18 protein-coding genes are annotated in these 17,637 nt (G+C 64.8%); 11 read left to right on the top strand and 7 right to left on the bottom strand.

Features of this window, described 5'->3' with window-relative positions:
• Positions 1-70 precede the first annotated feature (70 nt).
• The gene (locus QOL79_RS14560; protein WP_058457096.1) at positions 71-688 is read left to right on the top strand and encodes a TetR/AcrR family transcriptional regulator; all 618 of its coding nucleotides are present in this window, start codon (positions 71-73) and stop codon (positions 686-688) included.
• Positions 689-698: 10 nt separating this feature from the next.
• On the opposite strand, the gene QOL79_RS14555 is transcribed toward QOL79_RS14560, so the two are convergent.
• The 6 genes from QOL79_RS14555 to QOL79_RS14530 form a co-directional block, all read right to left on the bottom strand.
• Entirely contained in the window at positions 699-2,429 is a 1,731-nt protein-coding gene (locus tag QOL79_RS14555) for an arylsulfatase (RefSeq protein ID WP_283420049.1), read from the bottom strand.
• 166 nt (positions 2,430-2,595) lie between these two features.
• Positions 2,596-3,387: an enoyl-CoA hydratase/isomerase family protein gene (locus tag QOL79_RS14550; RefSeq protein WP_058457094.1), complete on the bottom strand. Its 792-nt coding sequence runs from the start codon at positions 3,385-3,387 to the stop codon at positions 2,596-2,598.
• Positions 3,384-4,160 carry an SDR family NAD(P)-dependent oxidoreductase gene (locus QOL79_RS14545; protein ID WP_058457093.1) on the bottom strand — a complete coding sequence of 259 codons (777 nt, stop codon included), beginning with the start codon at positions 4,158-4,160 and terminating at the stop codon, positions 3,384-3,386. The genes QOL79_RS14550 and QOL79_RS14545 overlap by 4 nt, the downstream gene beginning before the upstream one ends.
• Positions 4,161-4,407: 247 nt before the next feature.
• Positions 4,408-5,427 (bottom strand): formylglycine-generating enzyme family protein, encoded by a 1,020-nt coding sequence (locus QOL79_RS14540; protein ID WP_058800157.1) that lies wholly within the window; start codon positions 5,425-5,427, stop codon positions 4,408-4,410.
• Between the two features lie 133 nt (positions 5,428-5,560).
• A complete protein-coding gene (locus tag QOL79_RS14535; RefSeq protein ID WP_058457091.1) occupies positions 5,561-6,463 on the bottom strand; it encodes an oxygenase MpaB family protein in 903 nt (300 codons plus the stop codon).
• A gap of 638 nt (positions 6,464-7,101) precedes the next feature.
• Positions 7,102-8,298: a bifunctional alpha/beta hydrolase/OsmC family protein gene (locus tag QOL79_RS14530; RefSeq protein ID WP_058457090.1), complete on the bottom strand. Its 1,197-nt coding sequence runs from the start codon at positions 8,296-8,298 to the stop codon at positions 7,102-7,104.
• 200 nt (positions 8,299-8,498) lie between these two features.
• Here QOL79_RS14530 and ybaK point away from each other — a divergent pair, with 200 nt between their 5' ends.
• Positions 8,499-8,972 (top strand): Cys-tRNA(Pro) deacylase, encoded by a 474-nt coding sequence (gene ybaK / locus QOL79_RS14525; protein WP_058457089.1) that lies wholly within the window; start codon positions 8,499-8,501, stop codon positions 8,970-8,972.
• Positions 8,973-9,024: 52 nt separating this feature from the next.
• Here the strand turns inward: ybaK and QOL79_RS14520 are convergent, their stop codons facing one another.
• Entirely contained in the window at positions 9,025-9,972 is a 948-nt protein-coding gene (locus QOL79_RS14520) for an MBL fold metallo-hydrolase (protein ID WP_058457088.1), read from the bottom strand.
• Between the two features lie 162 nt (positions 9,973-10,134).
• Between QOL79_RS14520 and QOL79_RS14515 the strand changes: the two genes are divergently transcribed.
• The 9 genes from QOL79_RS14515 to QOL79_RS14475 all read left to right on the top strand — a co-directional run bounded on the left by QOL79_RS14515 (position 10,135) and on the right by QOL79_RS14475 (position 17,632).
• On the top strand, positions 10,135-12,012 hold the full coding sequence (locus QOL79_RS14515; RefSeq protein ID WP_167541767.1) for a PAS domain-containing sensor histidine kinase: 1,878 nt from the start codon (positions 10,135-10,137) through the stop codon (positions 12,010-12,012).
• Between the two features lie 111 nt (positions 12,013-12,123).
• Entirely contained in the window at positions 12,124-12,486 is a 363-nt protein-coding gene (locus tag QOL79_RS14510; protein WP_058457086.1) for a response regulator transcription factor, read from the top strand.
• The gene (locus QOL79_RS14505; RefSeq protein WP_082657649.1) at positions 12,480-13,169 is read left to right on the top strand and encodes a response regulator transcription factor; all 690 of its coding nucleotides are present in this window, start codon (positions 12,480-12,482) and stop codon (positions 13,167-13,169) included. The genes QOL79_RS14510 and QOL79_RS14505 overlap by 7 nt, the downstream gene beginning before the upstream one ends.
• Before the next feature lie 116 nt (positions 13,170-13,285).
• Complete coding sequence (locus QOL79_RS14500; RefSeq protein ID WP_156416512.1) at positions 13,286-13,435, top strand: hypothetical protein; 150 nt, start codon at positions 13,286-13,288, stop codon at positions 13,433-13,435.
• A gap of 112 nt (positions 13,436-13,547) precedes the next feature.
• Positions 13,548-14,369, top strand: a complete 822-nt coding sequence (locus tag QOL79_RS14495) for an alpha/beta fold hydrolase (protein WP_156416513.1) — start codon at positions 13,548-13,550, stop codon at positions 14,367-14,369.
• 87 nt (positions 14,370-14,456) lie between these two features.
• A complete protein-coding gene (locus QOL79_RS14490) occupies positions 14,457-14,894 on the top strand; it encodes a nuclear transport factor 2 family protein (RefSeq protein WP_058457084.1) in 438 nt (145 codons plus the stop codon).
• A gap of 9 nt (positions 14,895-14,903) precedes the next feature.
• On the top strand, positions 14,904-15,995 hold the full coding sequence (locus tag QOL79_RS14485) for a Gfo/Idh/MocA family protein (protein WP_058457083.1): 1,092 nt from the start codon (positions 14,904-14,906) through the stop codon (positions 15,993-15,995).
• A 17-nt stretch (positions 15,996-16,012) separates the two neighbouring features.
• Positions 16,013-16,978, top strand: coding sequence for a quinone oxidoreductase family protein (locus QOL79_RS14480; protein ID WP_058457082.1), 966 nt, complete (start codon positions 16,013-16,015; stop codon positions 16,976-16,978).
• Positions 16,979-17,197: 219 nt separating this feature from the next.
• Positions 17,198-17,632, top strand: coding sequence for a DsrE family protein (locus tag QOL79_RS14475; protein WP_058457081.1), 435 nt, complete (start codon positions 17,198-17,200; stop codon positions 17,630-17,632).
• The last annotated feature ends 5 nt before the right edge of the window (positions 17,633-17,637 follow it).

The raw sequence follows: 17,637 nt of genomic DNA, 5'->3' as shown, positions 1-17,637 counted from the left end.
ATTGATGGACGTGCAAGATGGTTAAACACGGCCATTGACCCGCTGTTCAAGCTGGTCCAGCGGAGGAGGCATGGGGGACAGGACCAAAATCGAACGGATCGTCGGCGCGGCCGAACCGCGCGTCGATGGCCGGCGCGAGCGCGGCCGGTCTAACCACAAGCGGATCGTCGCCGCGATGATGGCGCTCATCGAAAGCGGCGACCTGACCCCCAGCGCGGCGCGCGTCGCCGAAGAGGCGGGCGTCGGCCTGCGCACCGTTTTCCGTCACTTCGACGATATGGACGCGCTCTATCGCGAGATTTCGAAGATCGTCGGCGAGCGCATCTGGCCGATCATCAGCGAACCCCATCGCGGCGATGACTGGCGCGCCAAGCTGCGCGATCTGACGCGGCGGCGCGCGCGGGTGTTCGAGTTGATGCTGCCCTTCCGCCTCGCCGCAAACATCAAACGCTACCAATCGCCCTATCTGATGGCGCAATATGGGCAGGTGGTGGCGCTGGAGCGCGAGTTCGTGCTGCGCCTGCTGCCCGCCGAGGTGAGTGGCGATCGCTATTTCGTCGAGGCTTTGTGCTCGGCGCTGTCGTTCCAGAGCTGGCGCGCGATCCGGCAGGACCAGGCACTCTCGGTCGAGGATGCGAGCGCAGTGGTCGAGCGGACGGTCGAAGCGCTGGTCGCGAGCCTGGCCTAGGGTCAGGACCCTAGACACGCCGCCGCCGGCGCCGCCACCACAACAATGCAGCGAGCAGCACAATGATCCCGCCCGCCCATGTCGCAAAGCGAATGAGGCGCGGCTTGCCCTGCCGTTCGAACGCATAGCGGTTGATCTGCTCGTCGGCGGTATAGCCCGCGGGCATCTCCAGCACGCCGTTCGCCTTGGCATAGTTGGCATAGTCGGCGCGCATCGCGGCGAAGCGGTTAGGCATCGCCGCCGACAGGTCGTTCGTCTCGCCGGGATCGGCCTTGAGATTGAACAATCGCCACATTCCGTCCCCGGTCGGCGCGAGGTTGCGCACCAGCTTGTAGTCGCCGCGGAACAGCGCGGCATTGCCCGACAATTCGTAGCCAAGCGGTGTGTCGCCATGGACGCTGCCTTCGGCGCCCGCCAGCATCGGCACCAGGCTGCGTCCGACGATGCTCTCCACCGGCCGGCCTTCCCATCGACCCTGTTGCCCCGTGACCCCCGCGAGGTCGAGCAAGGTCGGCAATATGTCGGTGACATGCGCGAAGCCGTCGTTGATCGTCCCGGCGCGGATTTGAGCGTGCCCCGGCCAGGCGATGATCAGCGGAACGCGCAGCCCGCCCTCGGACGCGGTGAACTTGTAACCCGACAGCGGCGATGCCGACGCGCTTGCCCATCCGGGCCCGATCGCGCTGAAACTGCCGCGCCGGCCGATATTCGCGGTCGAGGTGTCATATTTGCTGTTGAGGAACAGCCGGTTGATCGTCCGGTTGAACGGATCGGTCGGTTCGGGGCCATTGTCGGACAGGAATACGAAAATCGTATTCTCATAATCGCCGGTGGCCTTGAGATGCGCGACGAGACGGCCGATCTCGCGGTCCATCGCGGTCGCCATCCCGCCATAAGCCTGCATCACGCGGATCGCCGCCGCGCGTTCCTCGGCGTCCTGCGTCGCCCAGTCGGGCGTGGTCGCCATCGTCACCATCGGCGCGCCCTGTGACATGATGCCGAGCGCCGCGGCACGCTTCGCCCGCGCTTCGCGCAGTGCGGTCCAGCCCTCCTTGTACATCGCGGCATAGCGCGCGATGTCGCTGTCGGGCGCCTGCACCGGAATATGATTGGCGAGGAAATTGACCGAGGCGAGGAAGGGTTTGCCGCTTGCCCGGTCGGCCTCGATATAATCGATCATCTTCTGGACGACGAAGCGCGACGAATAATAATCCCTGGGCAAAGTCGCGGGCTTGCCATTTTCGGTCCACGCCGCGGTCGCGTACATACCCTCGATCGGCCGCTGTTCGAAATTGTCGGCGCCGGCATCGGCGAGGCTGTAGGCGCGGTCATAGCCGCGCGCGTGCGGCAGGCGCTTCGCGTCGCTGCCGAGATGCCATTTTCCGGTCAGGTAGGTACGATATCCTGCGGCTTTCAGAAGCTGCGCGACCGTCACGACGCGGAAATTCATCACCGTGTCGTAGCCGGGCTTGCCGCGATGCGCGTCTGGGATCGTCTCGGGCATGTTGCCGAGGCCGTTCCTGTGATTCATCACCCCCGTCTGCAACATCGCGCGCGTCGGCGAGCAGGATCCGGCGACGTGAAAGTTCGAGAAGCGCATCCCTGCCATCGCGAGCGCGTCGATGTTCGGGGTCGCGATTTCGGCCCCGAACGAACCGACGTCGCTGAACCCCCAGTCGTCGGCAAGCAGGATCACGATATTGGGATGGCGCGGCGGCGCCGGAGTGGCATGGACCACCATCGGCGCCGCCGCGAGCAGGGCAGCTGAAACGACACTGGCAGCGTATCCGGACCTGCCTTTGCGACCCGGCACCCCTCTGGCCCGGACAGGCACCGCCATTGCTTCTCTCCCCGCCTTTATATTGGCACTTGATATGTCAATATATCGGGGAGTCAATGGGCGCGATCTAGCGTTCGCGATATTCGGGCGCGCGCTTTTCGAGGAAGGCAGCCAGCGCCTCGCGATGGTCCTCGGTTACCGAAAGGATCACCTGTTGCCGATCCTCGATCGCCATCGCGGTGTCGAGGCTTTGCGCATCGATATTGAGGTTCAGCGCCTGCTTCGACAGCCGCAGTCCGTACGGGCTTGTCGCCAACATCTCGTCGGCGAGCGCCAGTCCGCGATCCAGCAGTTCGTCCTGCCCGACGATCTCGCTGACGAGTCCCGCGCGCAGGGCCCGCTCGGCATCGATAAAGCGTCCGGTCAGGATCATCTCCGACGCGAGGCTCGCCCCGACAAGGCGCGGCAGGAAATAGCTCGACGCCATGTCGCAACCGCCAAGCCCGATGCGGATATAGGCGGCGTTGCAGCGGAAATCGGGCGTCGCATAGCGGACGTCGGACGCGAGCAACAGCGACAGGCCGCCGCCTGCCGCGGCGCCGTGGCCGAGCGCGATGATCGGCTGCGGACAGGCGCGCATCTTGCGATAGATATTGCCGATGTTCGTCTGGGTGCGGAGCGTGCGCAGCACCGGCGTTTCGTCGCTCGACCGATCCTCCTGGATGTCGAGCCCGGCACAAAAGCCGCGCCCCGCACCGCGCAGGATGACGACGCGCACATCCTTACGGTCGGCGAGCCCGCCGAAGTAGGCGTTGAGTTCGTCGACCAGTCCCTCGTTCAGCGCGTTGAGCCGTTCGGGCCGGTTCAGCGTCGCGATCTCGACCGCCCCCCGCGCCTCGATCAGCAGTTCGCCGTTCACAGCGTCTGTCCGTCATCGACGGTGATCACGGTTCCGGTGATCCCGAGTGCCGCGTCCGAGCAGAGCATCAGCAGCGGCGCATGCAGGTCGCTCGGAGGCCGCATCCGTTGCCGCGGGAAGCTCTTGACCATCTGCGCCCCGACCTCGCTCTCGAAGAGCGCGGCGGTCATTTCGGATTCGAAATAGCCGGGCTGGATCACATTGACGCTGATCCCGCGCCGCGCCCATTCGCGCGCCAGTGCCTTGCCCAGATGCCGCACCGCCGCCTTGGTCGCGCCATAGACCGAGGTCGCGGGAAACACCTTCTCCGCGGTGATCGATCCGATGATGACGATACGTCCGTTCTGCTTGTCGCGGCTGCCTGCGGCGTCGAGCCGCTTTGCGCCCTCGGTGACCGTCAGGAAGACGCCGCGGACGTTCGCCGCCAACAGCCCGTCAACCTCCTCGACGCTCAGCCCGAACGCCATTTTTTCGGTTGCGACGCCCGCATTGGCAATGATCGTGTCGACCGTGCCGAACGCGGCTTCGGCGGCGTCGTAAGCCGCTTTCGTCGACGCTTCGTCGGTAACGTCGAGGCTGACGGCAATCGCTTCCCCGCCGGCCGCCTCGATCTCGGCCACCTGTGCGGCGAGCCGGTCGGCGCGGCGCGCCGCGAGGACCACCTTGGCCCCAGCCGCGGCGAGCACCTTGGCAAAGCCGGCGCCGAGGCCCGACGAGGCGCCGGTTACGAGCGCAACGCGCCCCGTAAGATCGAAACTGATTTGCGGCGTCATTCCTCATCCCTTCTTTCGCATTCGCTGCAGCTAGGCAGCAAAGTGCGGGTACCGTCAACCGGCTCGCGGGCCATCAAGCCCAGTTGACAAAGAAATTTTGTTCACCTATTGTTCTTCTCGTGCACGAACAACCTGTTCCCCCGTCGCGGCCGCCAAGCGCGGCGGACGGGGGATAAAGGCGCGGTATTTCGGATCGCCCTTCCTTTCGCCAACATCGTGAGTGACGCGCGGACCGGGCTGCCCGGCATCAGCCGGCCGGTGCCTTGTCATAGACCAGGCGGAAGCCGACATTGCTGGTGCCCATCCCGGGATCGCGCCCCTGCCGCGAGGCGGGGCGATAGCGCTGGCAATAATTTGGGGCGCATAGATAGCTGCCGCCCTTTACCGTGCGCGATGGCATCCCCGGATTGAGCGGGTCATAGGCGCTGCCCTCGTCGGGTCCCTTCGGGTCGTCGCTGTCCTTCGGGTCGTGACCCGGACGGAAGAAGTCGGCCGTCACTTCCCAGACATTGCCGACCATGTCGTACAGGCCGTTGGCGTTCGGCTTGTAGCAGCCGACGGGCGCAACGCCCTTGAAGCCGTCGCTTTCGGCATTGTAGTTCGGGAAGGCACCCTGCCAGCTGTTCGCCTCGTCGGGCTGGACATTCTTCGACCGCTTCCCCGCGCTCGCGGCATATTCCCATTCGGCTTCGGTCGGGATGCGTCCCCCCGCCCATTTCGCATAGGCGATCATGTCATCCCACGCGAGATGGACGACCGGCTCGTTCGGCACCTGATCGGGACCCTGCGGCCCATAGGGCTTTTGCCAGCTCGCGCCGGGGACATATTTCCACCAGTCGGTGTAGCGGTTCGAGGGAAAGTCGGGGGGCGTGAAGACCGCCGATCCCGGCTTCAGCATGTCGGGCGGAATCCGGTCGGCGGGCGCCTTGAACTGTTTGGGATCGACGGGCTTCTCGGCCACCGTGACATAGCCGGTCGCTTTCACGAACGCCGCGAACTGGCGGTTCGTCACCTCGTGCGGGTCGATCCAGAAGCCGCGGACCGTCGTCCTCCGCACCGGCCCTTCCTCGTCATACACATCATCCTCGCCCATATCGAAGGTGCCGCCCGGCAGCTTCACGGGCGCGTCCGCGATTCGGGGGCACTGGCGCGGCGCGCCGACCGCCGCGGCCTTTTCGCCCGGCGCACCATCGTCGCAGGCGGCGAGCGCAAGGAGCAAAAGCGCTGTGCCCAGCGTACCGATGGGCAGGGAAGATCGTCGGAGCATGGAAATCGCCATCGGTAAACCTTGATCGAGTTGCCGCAGCAAGCGAAGCTGAACGCCCCGCGCGCACCGGTCAATGGGCGGATGCCGCCAAAACCGACCCCAGCGCGCGACGACGGGCCGGTAACGTCCAGGGTCAGGACCCTGGCTCCACTTTCTGATTCGCCAGCATCCGGATTTTCTCGCCGTTAGATCGAAAGAGAAAATCATGGGGCAGGCCAAGCCGTACACTCGCCTGGCACGCGGGCGAATTGCGGTCGATGCGCCGGTCGGCAAGGCGACCCGCGGCCCGGAGCATCAGGCGGTCGATCGGCGTCAGATCATAGCGAGGACCAAGATCGAGCTGCTGCCGGACCGACTCGGGCAGCAGCGACACCGACGCGCGGGCTATCGCGCGGTGCAGGAAGCGCGGCACGCCCGGTGCAGCGCGGCCGGACTCGATGATGTCGAGAAATTCGAAGATGATCGGGTGCGGTTCGAAGCGCGGTGCAAGCTGCGCCATCATCGCCATGAACGCATCGATCGTCTGCGGCAGGCGCCGGGCGCCGAATTCGCGGCCGATCGCGTCGCCGTCGCGCATGAAGCGATCCTTGTCCGCGGCGCTCAGCCGATGGACGAAACGATCATAGGCCGTCAGGAAGCCGTAGGAGGCGGTGGCTGCGACCCAATCGAGCAGGATTGGATCGAGCGCGCGATATTCTTCGCCGGCCGGGGTCGCGCCCTTCACCGCGCCGTGCATGCGATTGACCTTGCCGATGACCTCTTTCGCCATGCTCGCCGGACCGTAGCAGGCAAGCATCGCGACGAGTCCGGTGCGGCGCGAGCGACCGATCGGATCGGCCTTGTATGTCGAATGATCCCAAACGCCCGTCCGGATGCGCGGCTCGGCAAATTCCAGCAGCACCGCCGCTATACCACCGATGCCGAGCGCGACCGGATTCTTGTATACGCGCCACTGGACGCTGTCGGGCGCAAGCAGGGCCGGCTCCCCGGCGGGAGATGCGAAGTCGATTATCGTGCCCAGATACTTGTCCTGCATAGCCGCACGCGCCCTTCCCGCGATGGCTCAGAAGTCGAAGCCCAGCCTCAGCCCATAGCTGCGCGACGGGTTCGGGGAACGTACCACGACATGGCATTGCTCGCGACCACCGACCAAGAATAGCTGTTGAACAGATTCTTCGCCCACAGCGACGCCGACCATCCGCTCTCGCCCTTCGACCCCAGGCTGGTATTGACGGGCTGAAAGAGGATGTCCTGAGCGGAGCCACGATTCCATCTCGAGATAACCAACTGTTTTCGTTGATTTACTGAGAGGCCGCGAGGACTGAAGCGCGCTTCTGAAAACACCGGCTGTCTGGGGCGGCAGATGTTTTCGGCCAACTTAAACCGTTGTTAAAAAATCATATTGTGTCGATACTTAGTGAATATACCGTGCTTTAGCCCTAATTTTTGTGAGCTTCAGCGAGGCATTTTGCGACCGCGTGTCCCAAATCGACAAGGCGTTCACCTCTCACGGCAGGAGGAATTCCGACAAAGCGAAGCCTATCGCTCGACCATAAATTTCCACTGCGGAGCGCCAGAAGGACCGACCAGTTTGGAACAAACCGAGCGGGAAAATACTCTCCACGCGGCGCCGGTGAGGGTCTGCCGACATCCCTGATGAACGTCGGTGCGTCGTCAGTATCGCCCCGTGGCCAGGCATGTGACGACTTCCGATCCGCGGACCAGCGTCAGATCTACGGGGCACCGCTCCGCGATCGCCAGGATCCTTTCGCGCTCCTCCTCCGACAAACTTCCTTCGAGCTCGATCGTTCGCGTGAACACGTCTTGCGGGGTTTGGCCGCTGCGCTTGTCATGCGTTACGATCGTCCTCGCTTTGGCAAGCCCGAAGCCCTTGCGATCGGCATAGAGACGCATTGTCATCGTCGTACAGGCTGCCAGCCCTGCCGATACCAGTTCATAGGGCGCCAACCCGGAATCTAGTCCACCTTCGGAAATCGGTTCGTCGGCGAAGAAGTTGTGCGACCCGCTCCGCACCGCCAGCTGAAATTTGCCACCAACAGTTTCTTCAGCGACAACACCGCCGCCGTCGGGCGCTTCCAGGTCGGCCTCCAGGATTGGCAAATATCGAGGCGCCCACGCGGCAATCATGGCCGCAGCGAATTCCGCATCGCCGGGACCGGTGAGAAGATGATCTGCCTCGCCCAGCGAGACGAAGCTCTTGGGGTGCTTCGCGGCGCCGAACAGCGCCGAAGCATTGTCTATCCCGACGAGTTCGTCGCGAGGGGCATGGAGAATCAGGAGCGGCCGGTGCAGCGTCGCGACGCGCGGCAGCAAATCCTGCTGACGCGCGTCCGCCACAAAGCTGCGATCGAGGGAGAAGTGCCGGCCGGCCAAGAGGACGTCGGCGCGTCCCTCGACATCGATCTGCTGAAGGCTCGCCGGGTCAAGGAGGTGAAGCACATGGCGGACCTCTGCGGGCGCCGCAATCGTTGCGATCGCCCTGATCCCGGGCATCGCGCCGGCGGCGGCAAGTGCTGCCGCCCCTCCGAAGCTGTGACCGATGAGGAGGGCGGGCGGCATGCCTGCCGCTTCCATAGCCTCGCCCGCCGCGATCAAGTCGTCGGCATTATCAGCGAAGCGTGTCTCGCCGAACGCGCCTTCGCTCGAGCCGAGGCCGGCAAAGTCGAACCGCAACGCACCGATACCCTGCCGCGCAAGCGCACGCGCGATCCGCACCGCCGCGAGGCTGTCCTTGCCGCAGGTAAAGCAGTGGGCGAAAATCGCCCATCCGCGCGGCGTCGCCGCAGGACGATCGACAAGCCCCGACAGGCGGTTGCCGCGCGCGCCGTGAAAATCAAAGGGTTGCGCCATTGGTCGGGCTCCTTCCCGCCGCGCCGCGCGCGGCCGATGCGCGATCATTGTTCATCGCGGATGACCGAGGCGCTATTCATACCTAGGTACGAATTTGCCCGCACCGTGACTTGGACTAACCGCGCTGCCCGGTTCGGGCGCCGATGCGCCAACCGACAGAAACCGCAATCACGCGGTGGGCACATTGATGGAGAGAAGGCATGGCACGGACCACGCCAGCAACGAGGGCACTCGAAAAGGCAGGAATCGCCTTTGAGACCCGCACTTACGACTATGATCCGGGCGCGGATCGCATCGGCGTCCAGGCTGCCGAAGCGCTTGGAGAGGAGCCCCGGCGGGTACTGAAGACGTTGATGGCGAAAGTCGATGGCAAGCCGGTCTGCGTAATCGTCCCGTCAGATCGCGAGGTGTCGATGAAAAAGCTCGCCGCCGCGCTCGGCGGCAAATCGGCTGCGATGATGGCGCCGGCAGATGCGGAGCGCCTGACCGGCTATCATGTCGGCGGCATCAGCCCTTTCGGACAGCGCAAGCAGGTGTCGACTGCGATCGAAGAGAGCGCGCTTGCCGAGCCTTATGTCTATGTGAATGGGGGCCAGCGCGGACTTCAGCTTCGGCTCGAACCCATGGCGGCAATATCGGCGATCAATGCGATCGCCGCACCACTCGTCGCCTGAAAAAAGAAGGCGGCGACCGGGTTCCGGTCGCCGCCCAGGGGGGAGAGAGGGTTCAGACGCCGCGGTAGACGAGTTGGGTGAAGAGCGCCGGATTGATCACCCCGCCGCCCCATTTCGCGTCGAATTCGGCCGACGGCTTGGCAGCGATCGTCTCGTCGAGCGACTTGCCCTGTGCCTTCAACGCCGCGACGCGGTTGCGGATCGTGACCAGCATGTCCCGGAAGGCTACGAGATCGGCGCGCGATCCGACCGGGCCGTGGCCAGGCACGACGATCGTTTCCGCCCCGGACTTCTCGATGTTCCAGTTAGCCGCACGGATCATGCCGTCGATGCCGCCGCCCGCGACATAGTCGATGAACGGATAGACGCCGTTCCACCAGGTATCGCCGGTCGCGAGAACATTCGCCTTGCGGAAATAGACCGAAAGGTCGCCGTCGGTATGCGAGGGCATATAATGGCGGATCTCGACGGTCTCGCCATTGAAGGTCATGACCTTCTCTTCATCGACGAGCATCGCCGGACGGTAACCCGCAGGCACCGGATCGAAGGTGTGCCCCCATTCCACGACGCGGATCGACTTATCGAGGTGAGCGGCGGTGTTGCGATGCGCGATGATCGTCGCGCCATCTTCATGCGCCCAGCCGTTGCCGTCGGTGTGGTCCCAGTGCCAATGCGTATTGATGACGAAGTTGAGGCCGCCGGGACGCAGGCCCGTCAGCACCTCTTCGATCTTTGCGCGCGACACCGCGATGCCGTCGTCGACGAGCAGCAGCCCCTGCGGGCCCGCGAGCGCGACGATCGAACCGCCGGCGCCGTCGAGCACGGTCACATTGCCGCGCAGCGCGGTGGGCGTGACCGGCGAAGCCGCGGTCGCCGTATTGATGATGTCATAGGGCGTTTTGGCAGCCTCGTCGGCATGCGCCGGTGCGCCGACGGCAAGAGCCAATGCAAGGAGGGCGCTCGAGGCCAGACCCGGGCGGCGAAACAGAATATTGCTCATGATATGACTCCGATGCTGTTGCGAGGAGCCGATCATCGGTCAGTTGAGAGGGCGAGTAACTAATATGAAGGTTTAGACCCGCCGATTGCGCTTGCCCGGTCATCCGGTCCGGTGCGATGGCGGCAGACAGCAGCACATATGCTGTCCGTCCGGAGGGGGCCGATGGGGACAAGGCTTACAGGGTCAACCGCGTTCGCGCTGCTCGCATTGGCGCTCGGTATCGGCATCTTCGCGGTCGACATGTTCAGCCCGCTCGGCGGGGCAATCGCCGTATTATATACGGTCTGCATCATCCTGCTGACGCGGGGCGGCAGACCGGTCATGGTCGCGCTGGGCGGCATAGTCGCCGCGATCGCGGCAATGATTGCCTTCCTTGCCGGTCATTGGGGCGAGCCGGTCGGCGCCGCGCATGTCCGGCTCGGCGTCAGCCTCGCCGCGATCGGTGTCACCACCATCCTTTCCTACGGCATTCTCAGCACGAGGAAGCTTTGCAGCGAACAGGCCAATATCCTCGCGTTGACGCACGACAGCGTGATCGTCCTCGATCGTCATGACCGCGTGGCGGGCTGGAACGAAGGCGCGGCGCGGATTTATGGCTGGTCCGCGGAGGAGGCGGTCGGCAGGGCCTATGACGACCTCATCACGCTCGATGCCCCGCGCGAGGCCGCGAAACAACGGCTCGAGCAGAGCGGCGACCTTACCGAAGAGATGGCGGGCGTGGGGAAGGACGGCGCGCCTTTTGTGGTATCGACGCGCATGGTGCGCCGTCGCAATCTCGCCGGCGCGCCCGACGGGCTGATCGAGGCAAGCATCGATTTGTCGGAGCAGCGCCGGGCCGATGCGGCTCGTCGCGCCTCCGAAAATCGCTACCAGGCCATTTTCGATGCCGCCGGGTTCGCCGCGTGGGAGACCGACTGGACCGGGGTGCGGCAGCTCCTCGCGACGATCGCTCCCGATGGCGAAAATCTGGAAGCCTATCTCATCGCCAATCCGGACCTGCTCCGGAAGGTGGCGGCAACGCCGCATATCCATGAGGCTAACCAGGCGGCCGCGACGCTCTTCGGCGTTGCCGATCGGAGCGAATTGATCGGGAAGAATGTCATCGCACGCTATCCCGAGACGAACGGCCTCGCGCTTGCGACGCTTTTCGCGCGGCTGGCAAGCGGCGAGGATTTGGTCGAGGTCGAGACGCGGATAACTAATCTCAAGGGCAAGCCGATCGACGTAGTCCTGCGCGTGAGACTCGTCCCCGAGGGCGAACCCTGGTCGCGCGTCCTCATCATGGCCATAGACATGACCGAGCGAAATGAGGACCGCGCCCGGCTCGAACGCAACATGATCGAACTCGCCCATGCGTCGCGCGTGTCGATTCTCGGTCAGCTTGCGGCCTCCATCGCCCATGAGGTCAATCAGCCGCTGTCGGCGATCATGACCTATGCGAAATCGGCACGCCGCTGGCTCAAGCGCGACACGCCCGACCTTGACGAAGTGGCGAACTGCATCGAGCGGATCGACGCGAACAGCGAGCGCGCGGGCACGATCATCGCGAGGGTCCGGAACCTCGCGCGCAAGGGCAGCGCCCAGATCGAAGCGATCTCGCTCGCCGAGCTCGTTGACGAAGCGCTGGCGCTGGTCGATCGCGAAGCGTGCGCGGCACGCATCACGATCCGCACCGAAATCGAGCCCTCGGACATCAGCATCGCGGCCGACCGTATCCAGATCCAGCAGATTCTGGTGAACCTCGTCATGAACGCAATCCATGCAAGCGCGGGGGCCGAACCGGGGGGCGATATATCGATTACGGCCACGATCGATACGGAGGGCATGGCGCACATCGCTGTCGTGGATCGCGGCAGCGGTATCGTCGGGATCGAACCGCATGCCCTGTTCGACGCCTTTTACACGACGAAACCCGACGGAATGGGCATGGGGCTGTCGATTTCGCGATCGATCGTCGAGGCGCATGGCGGGCGCATTTCCGCCGCCAACAATCCCGGTGGCGGGGCAACGATCAGCTTCACCATCCCGGTCGCGGTTTAGGCGGGTCGGAGCCGCCGCCGCCATGCTATACCGGGCCCACATCATCCTTAGGTATGATGGCGGCGGGGCCACTCAGCTGCTGTTGCGGAGGCTCCTGTCAGGAGAAGTGACGTGCCGAGTAAATTGGTGGGCGTCGTCGACGACGATGAAGATGTCCGCACCAGCATCGAAAGCCTGCTGCGATCGGCGGGCTATCGCCCGTTCTGCTTTCGCAGCGCGGAAAGCTTCCTCGCCTCGTCCCACCGCGACATCATCGATTGCCTTCTCACCGACTTCAACATGCCCGGGCTGAACGGCCTCGAACTCCACCGGAAGATTGCGCGCGACCGACCGTCACTGCCGGTGATCCTCATGACGGCCTTTCCGACCGATGTCGTCCGCCGGGACGCCAAGGAACAGGGCTTGGCCGGCTTCTTCGTGAAGCCGATCGACGGCGACCTTCTCATCGACAAGCTGGAGGATGTGTTATGCTGATCAGGCAAAACCGCGGCGGCGCCGAGACGGCGCCCGAAAACGCGCCGCCGCTGCCGCCGCTCGTGTGCGTGCTCGACGACGATCCCGATATCCGCGGCAGCATCGAGAGCCTGCTGCGCGCTGAGGGGTTCTCGGTCCAGACCTACGCCTCGACCTCGGAATTCGTCATGTGCGACAGCGTCGATCGTGCGGCGTGCCTATTGCTCGACATCAATCTCGGCGATGCCAACGGCCTCGACTTCCAGGAAGAGCTCGCCGGCAACGAGATCCCCGTGCCGGTCATCCTGATGAGCGGCTATGGCGACATCCCGATGACCGTGCGCGGCATGCGGGCGGGAGCGCTCGATTTCCTCGCCAAGCCGCTTTCCGACGATGTGCTTCTGGCAGCAGTTTCGGATGCGATCCGCAAGGATGAAGTGCGGCGCGCCGCGAGCGCGGCGCTCGACGGCACCCGCCAGCGCTATAACGCGCTCACCAACCGCGAGCGTGAAATCATGGGACTGGTGACCGCCGGCCTGATGAACAAGCAGATCGCCGCGCGTCTCGGGCTCAGCGAGATCACCGTGAAGATCCACCGTGGAAACATGACCCGCAAGATGCAGGCCGACTCGCTCGCCGACCTCGTCCGGATGGCCGAGGAACTGGGCGCGCGCGAGGCATCGGCGAGCCGCTTCAACCGCTGATCCTGCGCACGGCGCGAGGGCCGTCCAGTCATACCAAGATGTGAATCATCATGGCCCGCGGCGATCCTATCTTCGCTCTGCAAGCGGCACAGCCGTGCCCGCCGTGGAGGCAGATCATGTCGAAATCCGATACCGCAAGCCAGCGCCCCGACCTCGAAGCCGCGCGGACACCCGACCCGCGTGCCGCGACCGAGGAGCGCATCGATCATGCGCTCGAAGACAGTTTTCCGGCGAGCGACCCGCCCGCGGCGAACGTCTTCGACTGAGCCCGCCGGGCCATAATTAAAACCTAAGAATGATGGGAAGCGTGCCCGCGCGACCCGAAAATGCTCCCGCCAATCCCGCGAAATCTCTCGCGCATGAGCAAGGAGTAGGATCATGAGCTTCATCAAGACCCCCGACGGCGTTTCGATCTACTACAAGGATCTCGGTGCCGGCCAGCCCGTCCTTTTCTGCCATGGCTGGCCGCTCTCGGCCGATGCCTGGGACAGCCAGATGCAGTTCCTCGGCGAACGGGGTTATCGCGTCATCGCGCATGATCGCCGCAGCCATGGCCGCTCCGACCAGGTCTGGGACGGCAACGACATGGACCATTATGCCGACGACCTCGCGGCCCTGATCGAGGCACTCGACCTTCGGGACATCATTCTCGTCGGCCATTCGACGGGCGGCGGCGAAGTTGCCCATTATATCGGCCGTCACGGCACCAGCCGCGTCGCCAAGGCGGTTCTGATCAGCGCCGTGCCGCCGGTCATGCTGCAAAGCGAGACCAACCCCAACGGGACGCCGCTCGCGGCCTTCGACGACATCCGCGCCGCGCTGCTCGACAACCGCAGCCAGTTCTACAAGGATCTGACGACGCCTTTCTTCGGCTACAACCGTGCCGGAGCGGCGATTTCGGAAGGCACCCGCGACCATTTCTGGCTGCAGGGCATGATGGGCGGCCTCAAGGGCCAATATGACTGCGTCCATGAATTTTCCGAGGTCGACTATAGCGAAGACCTGAAGCGGATGACGATCCCGACGCTGGTTCTCCACGGTTCGGACGACCAGATCGTCCCGATCGATGCCTCGGCGCGCCTCTCCGTGGGCCTCCTCCCGCAGGGGCAGCTCAAGATTTACGAAGGCGGCCCGCACGGCATGCCGATCACGATGAAGGAGCAGGTCAACGCCGACCTCCTCGCCTTCATCCAGAGCTGACCCGAACCCGAAGGGCAGGCGCCGACCCGCGAAACGCGGGCGACGCCTGCTCCGGTCTTTCTCCCCTCCAGACGCAGGAACAACAGCATGACTATAAAGAGCCCGACCGACGAAGTAGCAGCGGCGAAAGCCCGCTACTGCCGCTTCATCGACACCAAGCAGTGGGAGGCCTTCGCGGGGCTTCTCGCCGAAGCCCCGAAGATCCGCATGTTCGGCCCCGACGGCGATCTCCTGTTCGCCTTCGACGAGCGCGACGCATTCGTTGCCCTGTCGAGCCAGTTCCTCGAAAAGGGCCGGTCGATCCACCAGGTCCATAACGCCGAGATCGACGAACTCCCCGACGGCCGCGTGGCCGCGGTCTGGTCGATGGAAGACCTTATTGTCTTCCCCGACGCCGCTCCGGGAGAGACCGCGAGGATGAACGGCTACGGCCATTATCACGAAATCTGGGAGCGTGGTCCCGACGGCTGGCGCATCGCCGCGCTCGAGCTGCGCCGCACCATCCTCGACATCATCCAGGCATAGGAATCCATCATGACCAAGGATCGTATCAACGTCGGCATCATCGGCGTGCATCCCGACAAGGGTTGGGCCAGCACGGCCCATGTCCCCGCCCTGCTGCAGCTTCCCCAGTATCGCATCTCCGCTGTCAGCCATCACAGCCCCGAGGTCGCCGCGGCGGCTGCCGCCAAATATGGCGTCGACCATGCTTTCGGCTCCGCCGACGAGCTGGTGGCGCATGGCGATGTCGATCTTGTCGTCGTCGCGGTGAAGGTGCTCGAGCATCGCGATCTCGTCGCGAAAGCGGCGGCTGCCGGGAAGGCCATCTTTTCGGAGTGGCCGCTCGGGACGAGCCTCGCGGAGGCGACTGCAATGCGCGACCTTGCGGCGCGGCACGGCGTTCGCACCGCTATCGGCCTCCAGACCCGTGCCATTCCGGCCTTCGCCCATATGCGCGACCTCATCGCCGAGGGTTATGTCGGCAAGCCGCTCTCGGCGACGATGATCGGCTCGGGTATCGTCTGGGGCGAAACGCTGAGCGAGGGCTTCGCCTACACGCTCGATCCGGCAAGCGGGGCGGCGATGCTGAACGTGCCGTTCGCGCACTCGCTCGACGGCCTCCTTCATGTCCTCGGCAGCGAGTTCGACAACCTGTCGGCGGTACTCGGCACGGCGCGCCCCACCATTCGCATCGAGGAGACGGGCGCCGAAGTGCCGATGACCGTCGCCGACCAGGTGATGGTCGCGGGGCGCCTCGGCAATGGCGCGGCGCTTTCGGCCCATTTCCGGGGCGGCCTGTCGCGCGGCACCAATTTCCACGTCGAGATCAACGGCACCGCCGGCGATCTCATCCTGACCGCTCCCGTCGGATATGTCGGGATTGGCGACTTCGAGCTTCGCGGCGCGCGCGGCGAAGAGACGCTCCACGCCCTGGAGATTCCCGAGCGCTATGGCGCAACGCGCTTCGAGGCCGGCCCGGCGCAAAGCGTCGCCCTCGCCTATGAACGGCTCGCCTCGGACATGCTCGGGGGGACGTCGCTTGCCCCAAGCTTCGACGATGCCGTCGCACTCCACCGGCTGATCGACACGATCGCGCAGCGCGGCAGCGCCGTCGGTGCGGCCTGAGAGCAAGGAGACGGAATATGAAAGCGATTGTCGTTCGCGCGTTCGGCGGCCCCGAAGCGCTGGGGATCGAAGAAGCCGAGCTGCCCTCGCCGGGCGCCGGTGAAGCACTCGTCGCGGTGAGCGCCGCCGGCGTCAACTTCATGGATACCGGCACCCGCCGGGGCCTGACGCCGGGCAAGTCGGCTCCGGTCGTGCCCGGGGTCGAAGGCGCCGGCACGGTGCTGGCGGTCGGGCCGGGGGTCGTCGACATTCGACCCGGCGACCGCGTTGCCTGGTATTTCGCGTGGGGGAGCTATGCCGAACAGCTCATTGCCCCGGCCGACCAGCTGGTACCCCTTCCCGACGATCTCTCGTTCGAAGATGGCGCGGGCATTATGATGCAGGGCCTCACCGCGAGCAATCTGGTGTTTGAAAGCCACCCGGTGAAGCCCGGGGACGTCGCGCTGGTTCACGCGGCTTCGGGAGGCGTCGGCCTGCTGCTCACGCAGATGATCAAGCTCCTCGGCGGCGAGGTGATCGCGCGCGTATCGAGCGAGGCGAAGGTCGCGCTCGCGCGCGAGGCCGGCGCCGACCATGTCCTCGTCGGGCGCGGCGATGAAATCGGCGATAAGGTGCTCGCAATCACCGCCGGCCGCGGCGTCGACGTCGTCTATGACGGCACTGGCGCCGAGAGCTTTCGCACCTCGCTCGATCTGGTCGATTATCATGGCACGCTCGCGCTGTTCGGGCCGCTCATGGAGCCGCTTCCACCGATCGATCCCTTCTCGATCCCGAAGAGCATCAAGATCACCTACCCGGTGGTCATGCACCATGTCCGCAACCGCGACGCGCTGCTGGCGCGGTCCCGTCAGCTGTTCGACTGGATGCGATCGGGCCAGCTCCGGCTTCATGTCGGGCAGAGCTATCCTCTCGCTGCCGCAGCGGATGCACACCGCGACATCGAGTCGCGACGTTCGACGGGCAAGCTCCTGTTGAAACCCTGACACGGCGGCGGCGGTCCGCCCAGCCCCAGGCGTCCTCCCAAGGCCCCGCCCCGTGCGCCCCCGGCAGCCCTCCCTGCCGGGGGCGATCGCGTCTGCACGGCCTCCCCCATCCGAAACCAACGTATGAATTTTCCCGGGCAGGGAAGAGCATATTCTCGTCAGGCAAGACAAATTCTCCCCTCCGGTCCGCACCGGCCCGGACAGCGAAAGGAAATCATCATGTCCGACGCAAGGCTCCTCACCATCGACATCCCCGTCAAGCTCGCCGAGGTAAAATCGGTGCACAGTATCGGAGGCCTCGCCTTTGAAGGCGACCTGCCGGCCGCGCTGTTCCATCTGGGTCTCATCACGGCGGACATTGCCGACTGGGGCGCTGCCGCGGAGGTAATCACGGTCTTCCATACCAATGCCGGCCATGTCGCGCTACACGACGACGCCTATAATGCGGCGCGCAACATCGCGACCGGCAATCCCTACAAGCAGCTTGTCGCCGATCTCCAGGCGGTGGGCGTCCAGATGGAATTGTGCGGCGCGACGGCCAAGGTGAACGGGTGGGTCAATGCCGATCTTCTGCCGGGCATCCGGATCAACCTCGACGCGATGGCCCGGACGATTCAGCTCGTCCAGCAGGGCTTCGTCAAGATCACCGAATAAAGGAT

It is taken from the genome of Sphingopyxis sp. Geo48, from assembly GCF_949769155.1.
Classification (GTDB): domain Bacteria; phylum Pseudomonadota; class Alphaproteobacteria; order Sphingomonadales; family Sphingomonadaceae; genus Sphingopyxis.
Note: the sequence above shows the minus strand (reverse complement) of the source record. Positions and strands in the feature narration are given on the sequence as shown.

Excerpts from the sequence above, each read along its gene's own strand:
- QOL79_RS14540 (WP_058800157.1), bottom strand. The coding sequence starts at position 5,427 with ATGCTCCGACGATCTTCCCTGCCCATCGGTACGCTGGGCACAGCGCTT.
- ybaK (WP_058457089.1), top strand. The coding sequence starts at position 8,499 with ATGGCACGGACCACGCCAGCAACGAGGGCACTCGAAAAGGCAGGAATC.
- QOL79_RS14530 (WP_058457090.1), bottom strand. The coding sequence starts at position 8,298 with ATGGCGCAACCCTTTGATTTTCACGGCGCGCGCGGCAACCGCCTGTCG.
- QOL79_RS14545 (WP_058457093.1), bottom strand. The coding sequence starts at position 4,160 with ATGACGCCGCAAATCAGTTTCGATCTTACGGGGCGCGTTGCGCTCGTA.
- QOL79_RS14480 (WP_058457082.1), top strand. The coding sequence starts at position 16,013 with ATGAAAGCGATTGTCGTTCGCGCGTTCGGCGGCCCCGAAGCGCTGGGG.
- QOL79_RS14485 (WP_058457083.1), top strand. The coding sequence starts at position 14,904 with ATGACCAAGGATCGTATCAACGTCGGCATCATCGGCGTGCATCCCGAC.
- QOL79_RS14515 (WP_167541767.1), top strand. The coding sequence starts at position 10,135 with ATGGGGACAAGGCTTACAGGGTCAACCGCGTTCGCGCTGCTCGCATTG.
- QOL79_RS14520 (WP_058457088.1), bottom strand. The coding sequence starts at position 9,972 with ATGAGCAATATTCTGTTTCGCCGCCCGGGTCTGGCCTCGAGCGCCCTC.
- QOL79_RS14560 (WP_058457096.1), top strand. The coding sequence starts at position 71 with ATGGGGGACAGGACCAAAATCGAACGGATCGTCGGCGCGGCCGAACCG.
- QOL79_RS14490 (WP_058457084.1), top strand. The coding sequence starts at position 14,457 with ATGACTATAAAGAGCCCGACCGACGAAGTAGCAGCGGCGAAAGCCCGC.
- QOL79_RS14555 (WP_283420049.1), bottom strand. The coding sequence starts at position 2,429 with ATGGTGGTCCATGCCACTCCGGCGCCGCCGCGCCATCCCAATATCGTG.
- QOL79_RS14495 (WP_156416513.1), top strand. The coding sequence starts at position 13,548 with ATGAGCTTCATCAAGACCCCCGACGGCGTTTCGATCTACTACAAGGAT.
- QOL79_RS14535 (WP_058457091.1), bottom strand. The coding sequence starts at position 6,463 with ATGCAGGACAAGTATCTGGGCACGATAATCGACTTCGCATCTCCCGCC.
- QOL79_RS14475 (WP_058457081.1), top strand. The coding sequence starts at position 17,198 with ATGTCCGACGCAAGGCTCCTCACCATCGACATCCCCGTCAAGCTCGCC.
- QOL79_RS14500 (WP_156416512.1), top strand. The coding sequence starts at position 13,286 with ATGTCGAAATCCGATACCGCAAGCCAGCGCCCCGACCTCGAAGCCGCG.
- QOL79_RS14505 (WP_082657649.1), top strand. The coding sequence starts at position 12,480 with ATGCTGATCAGGCAAAACCGCGGCGGCGCCGAGACGGCGCCCGAAAAC.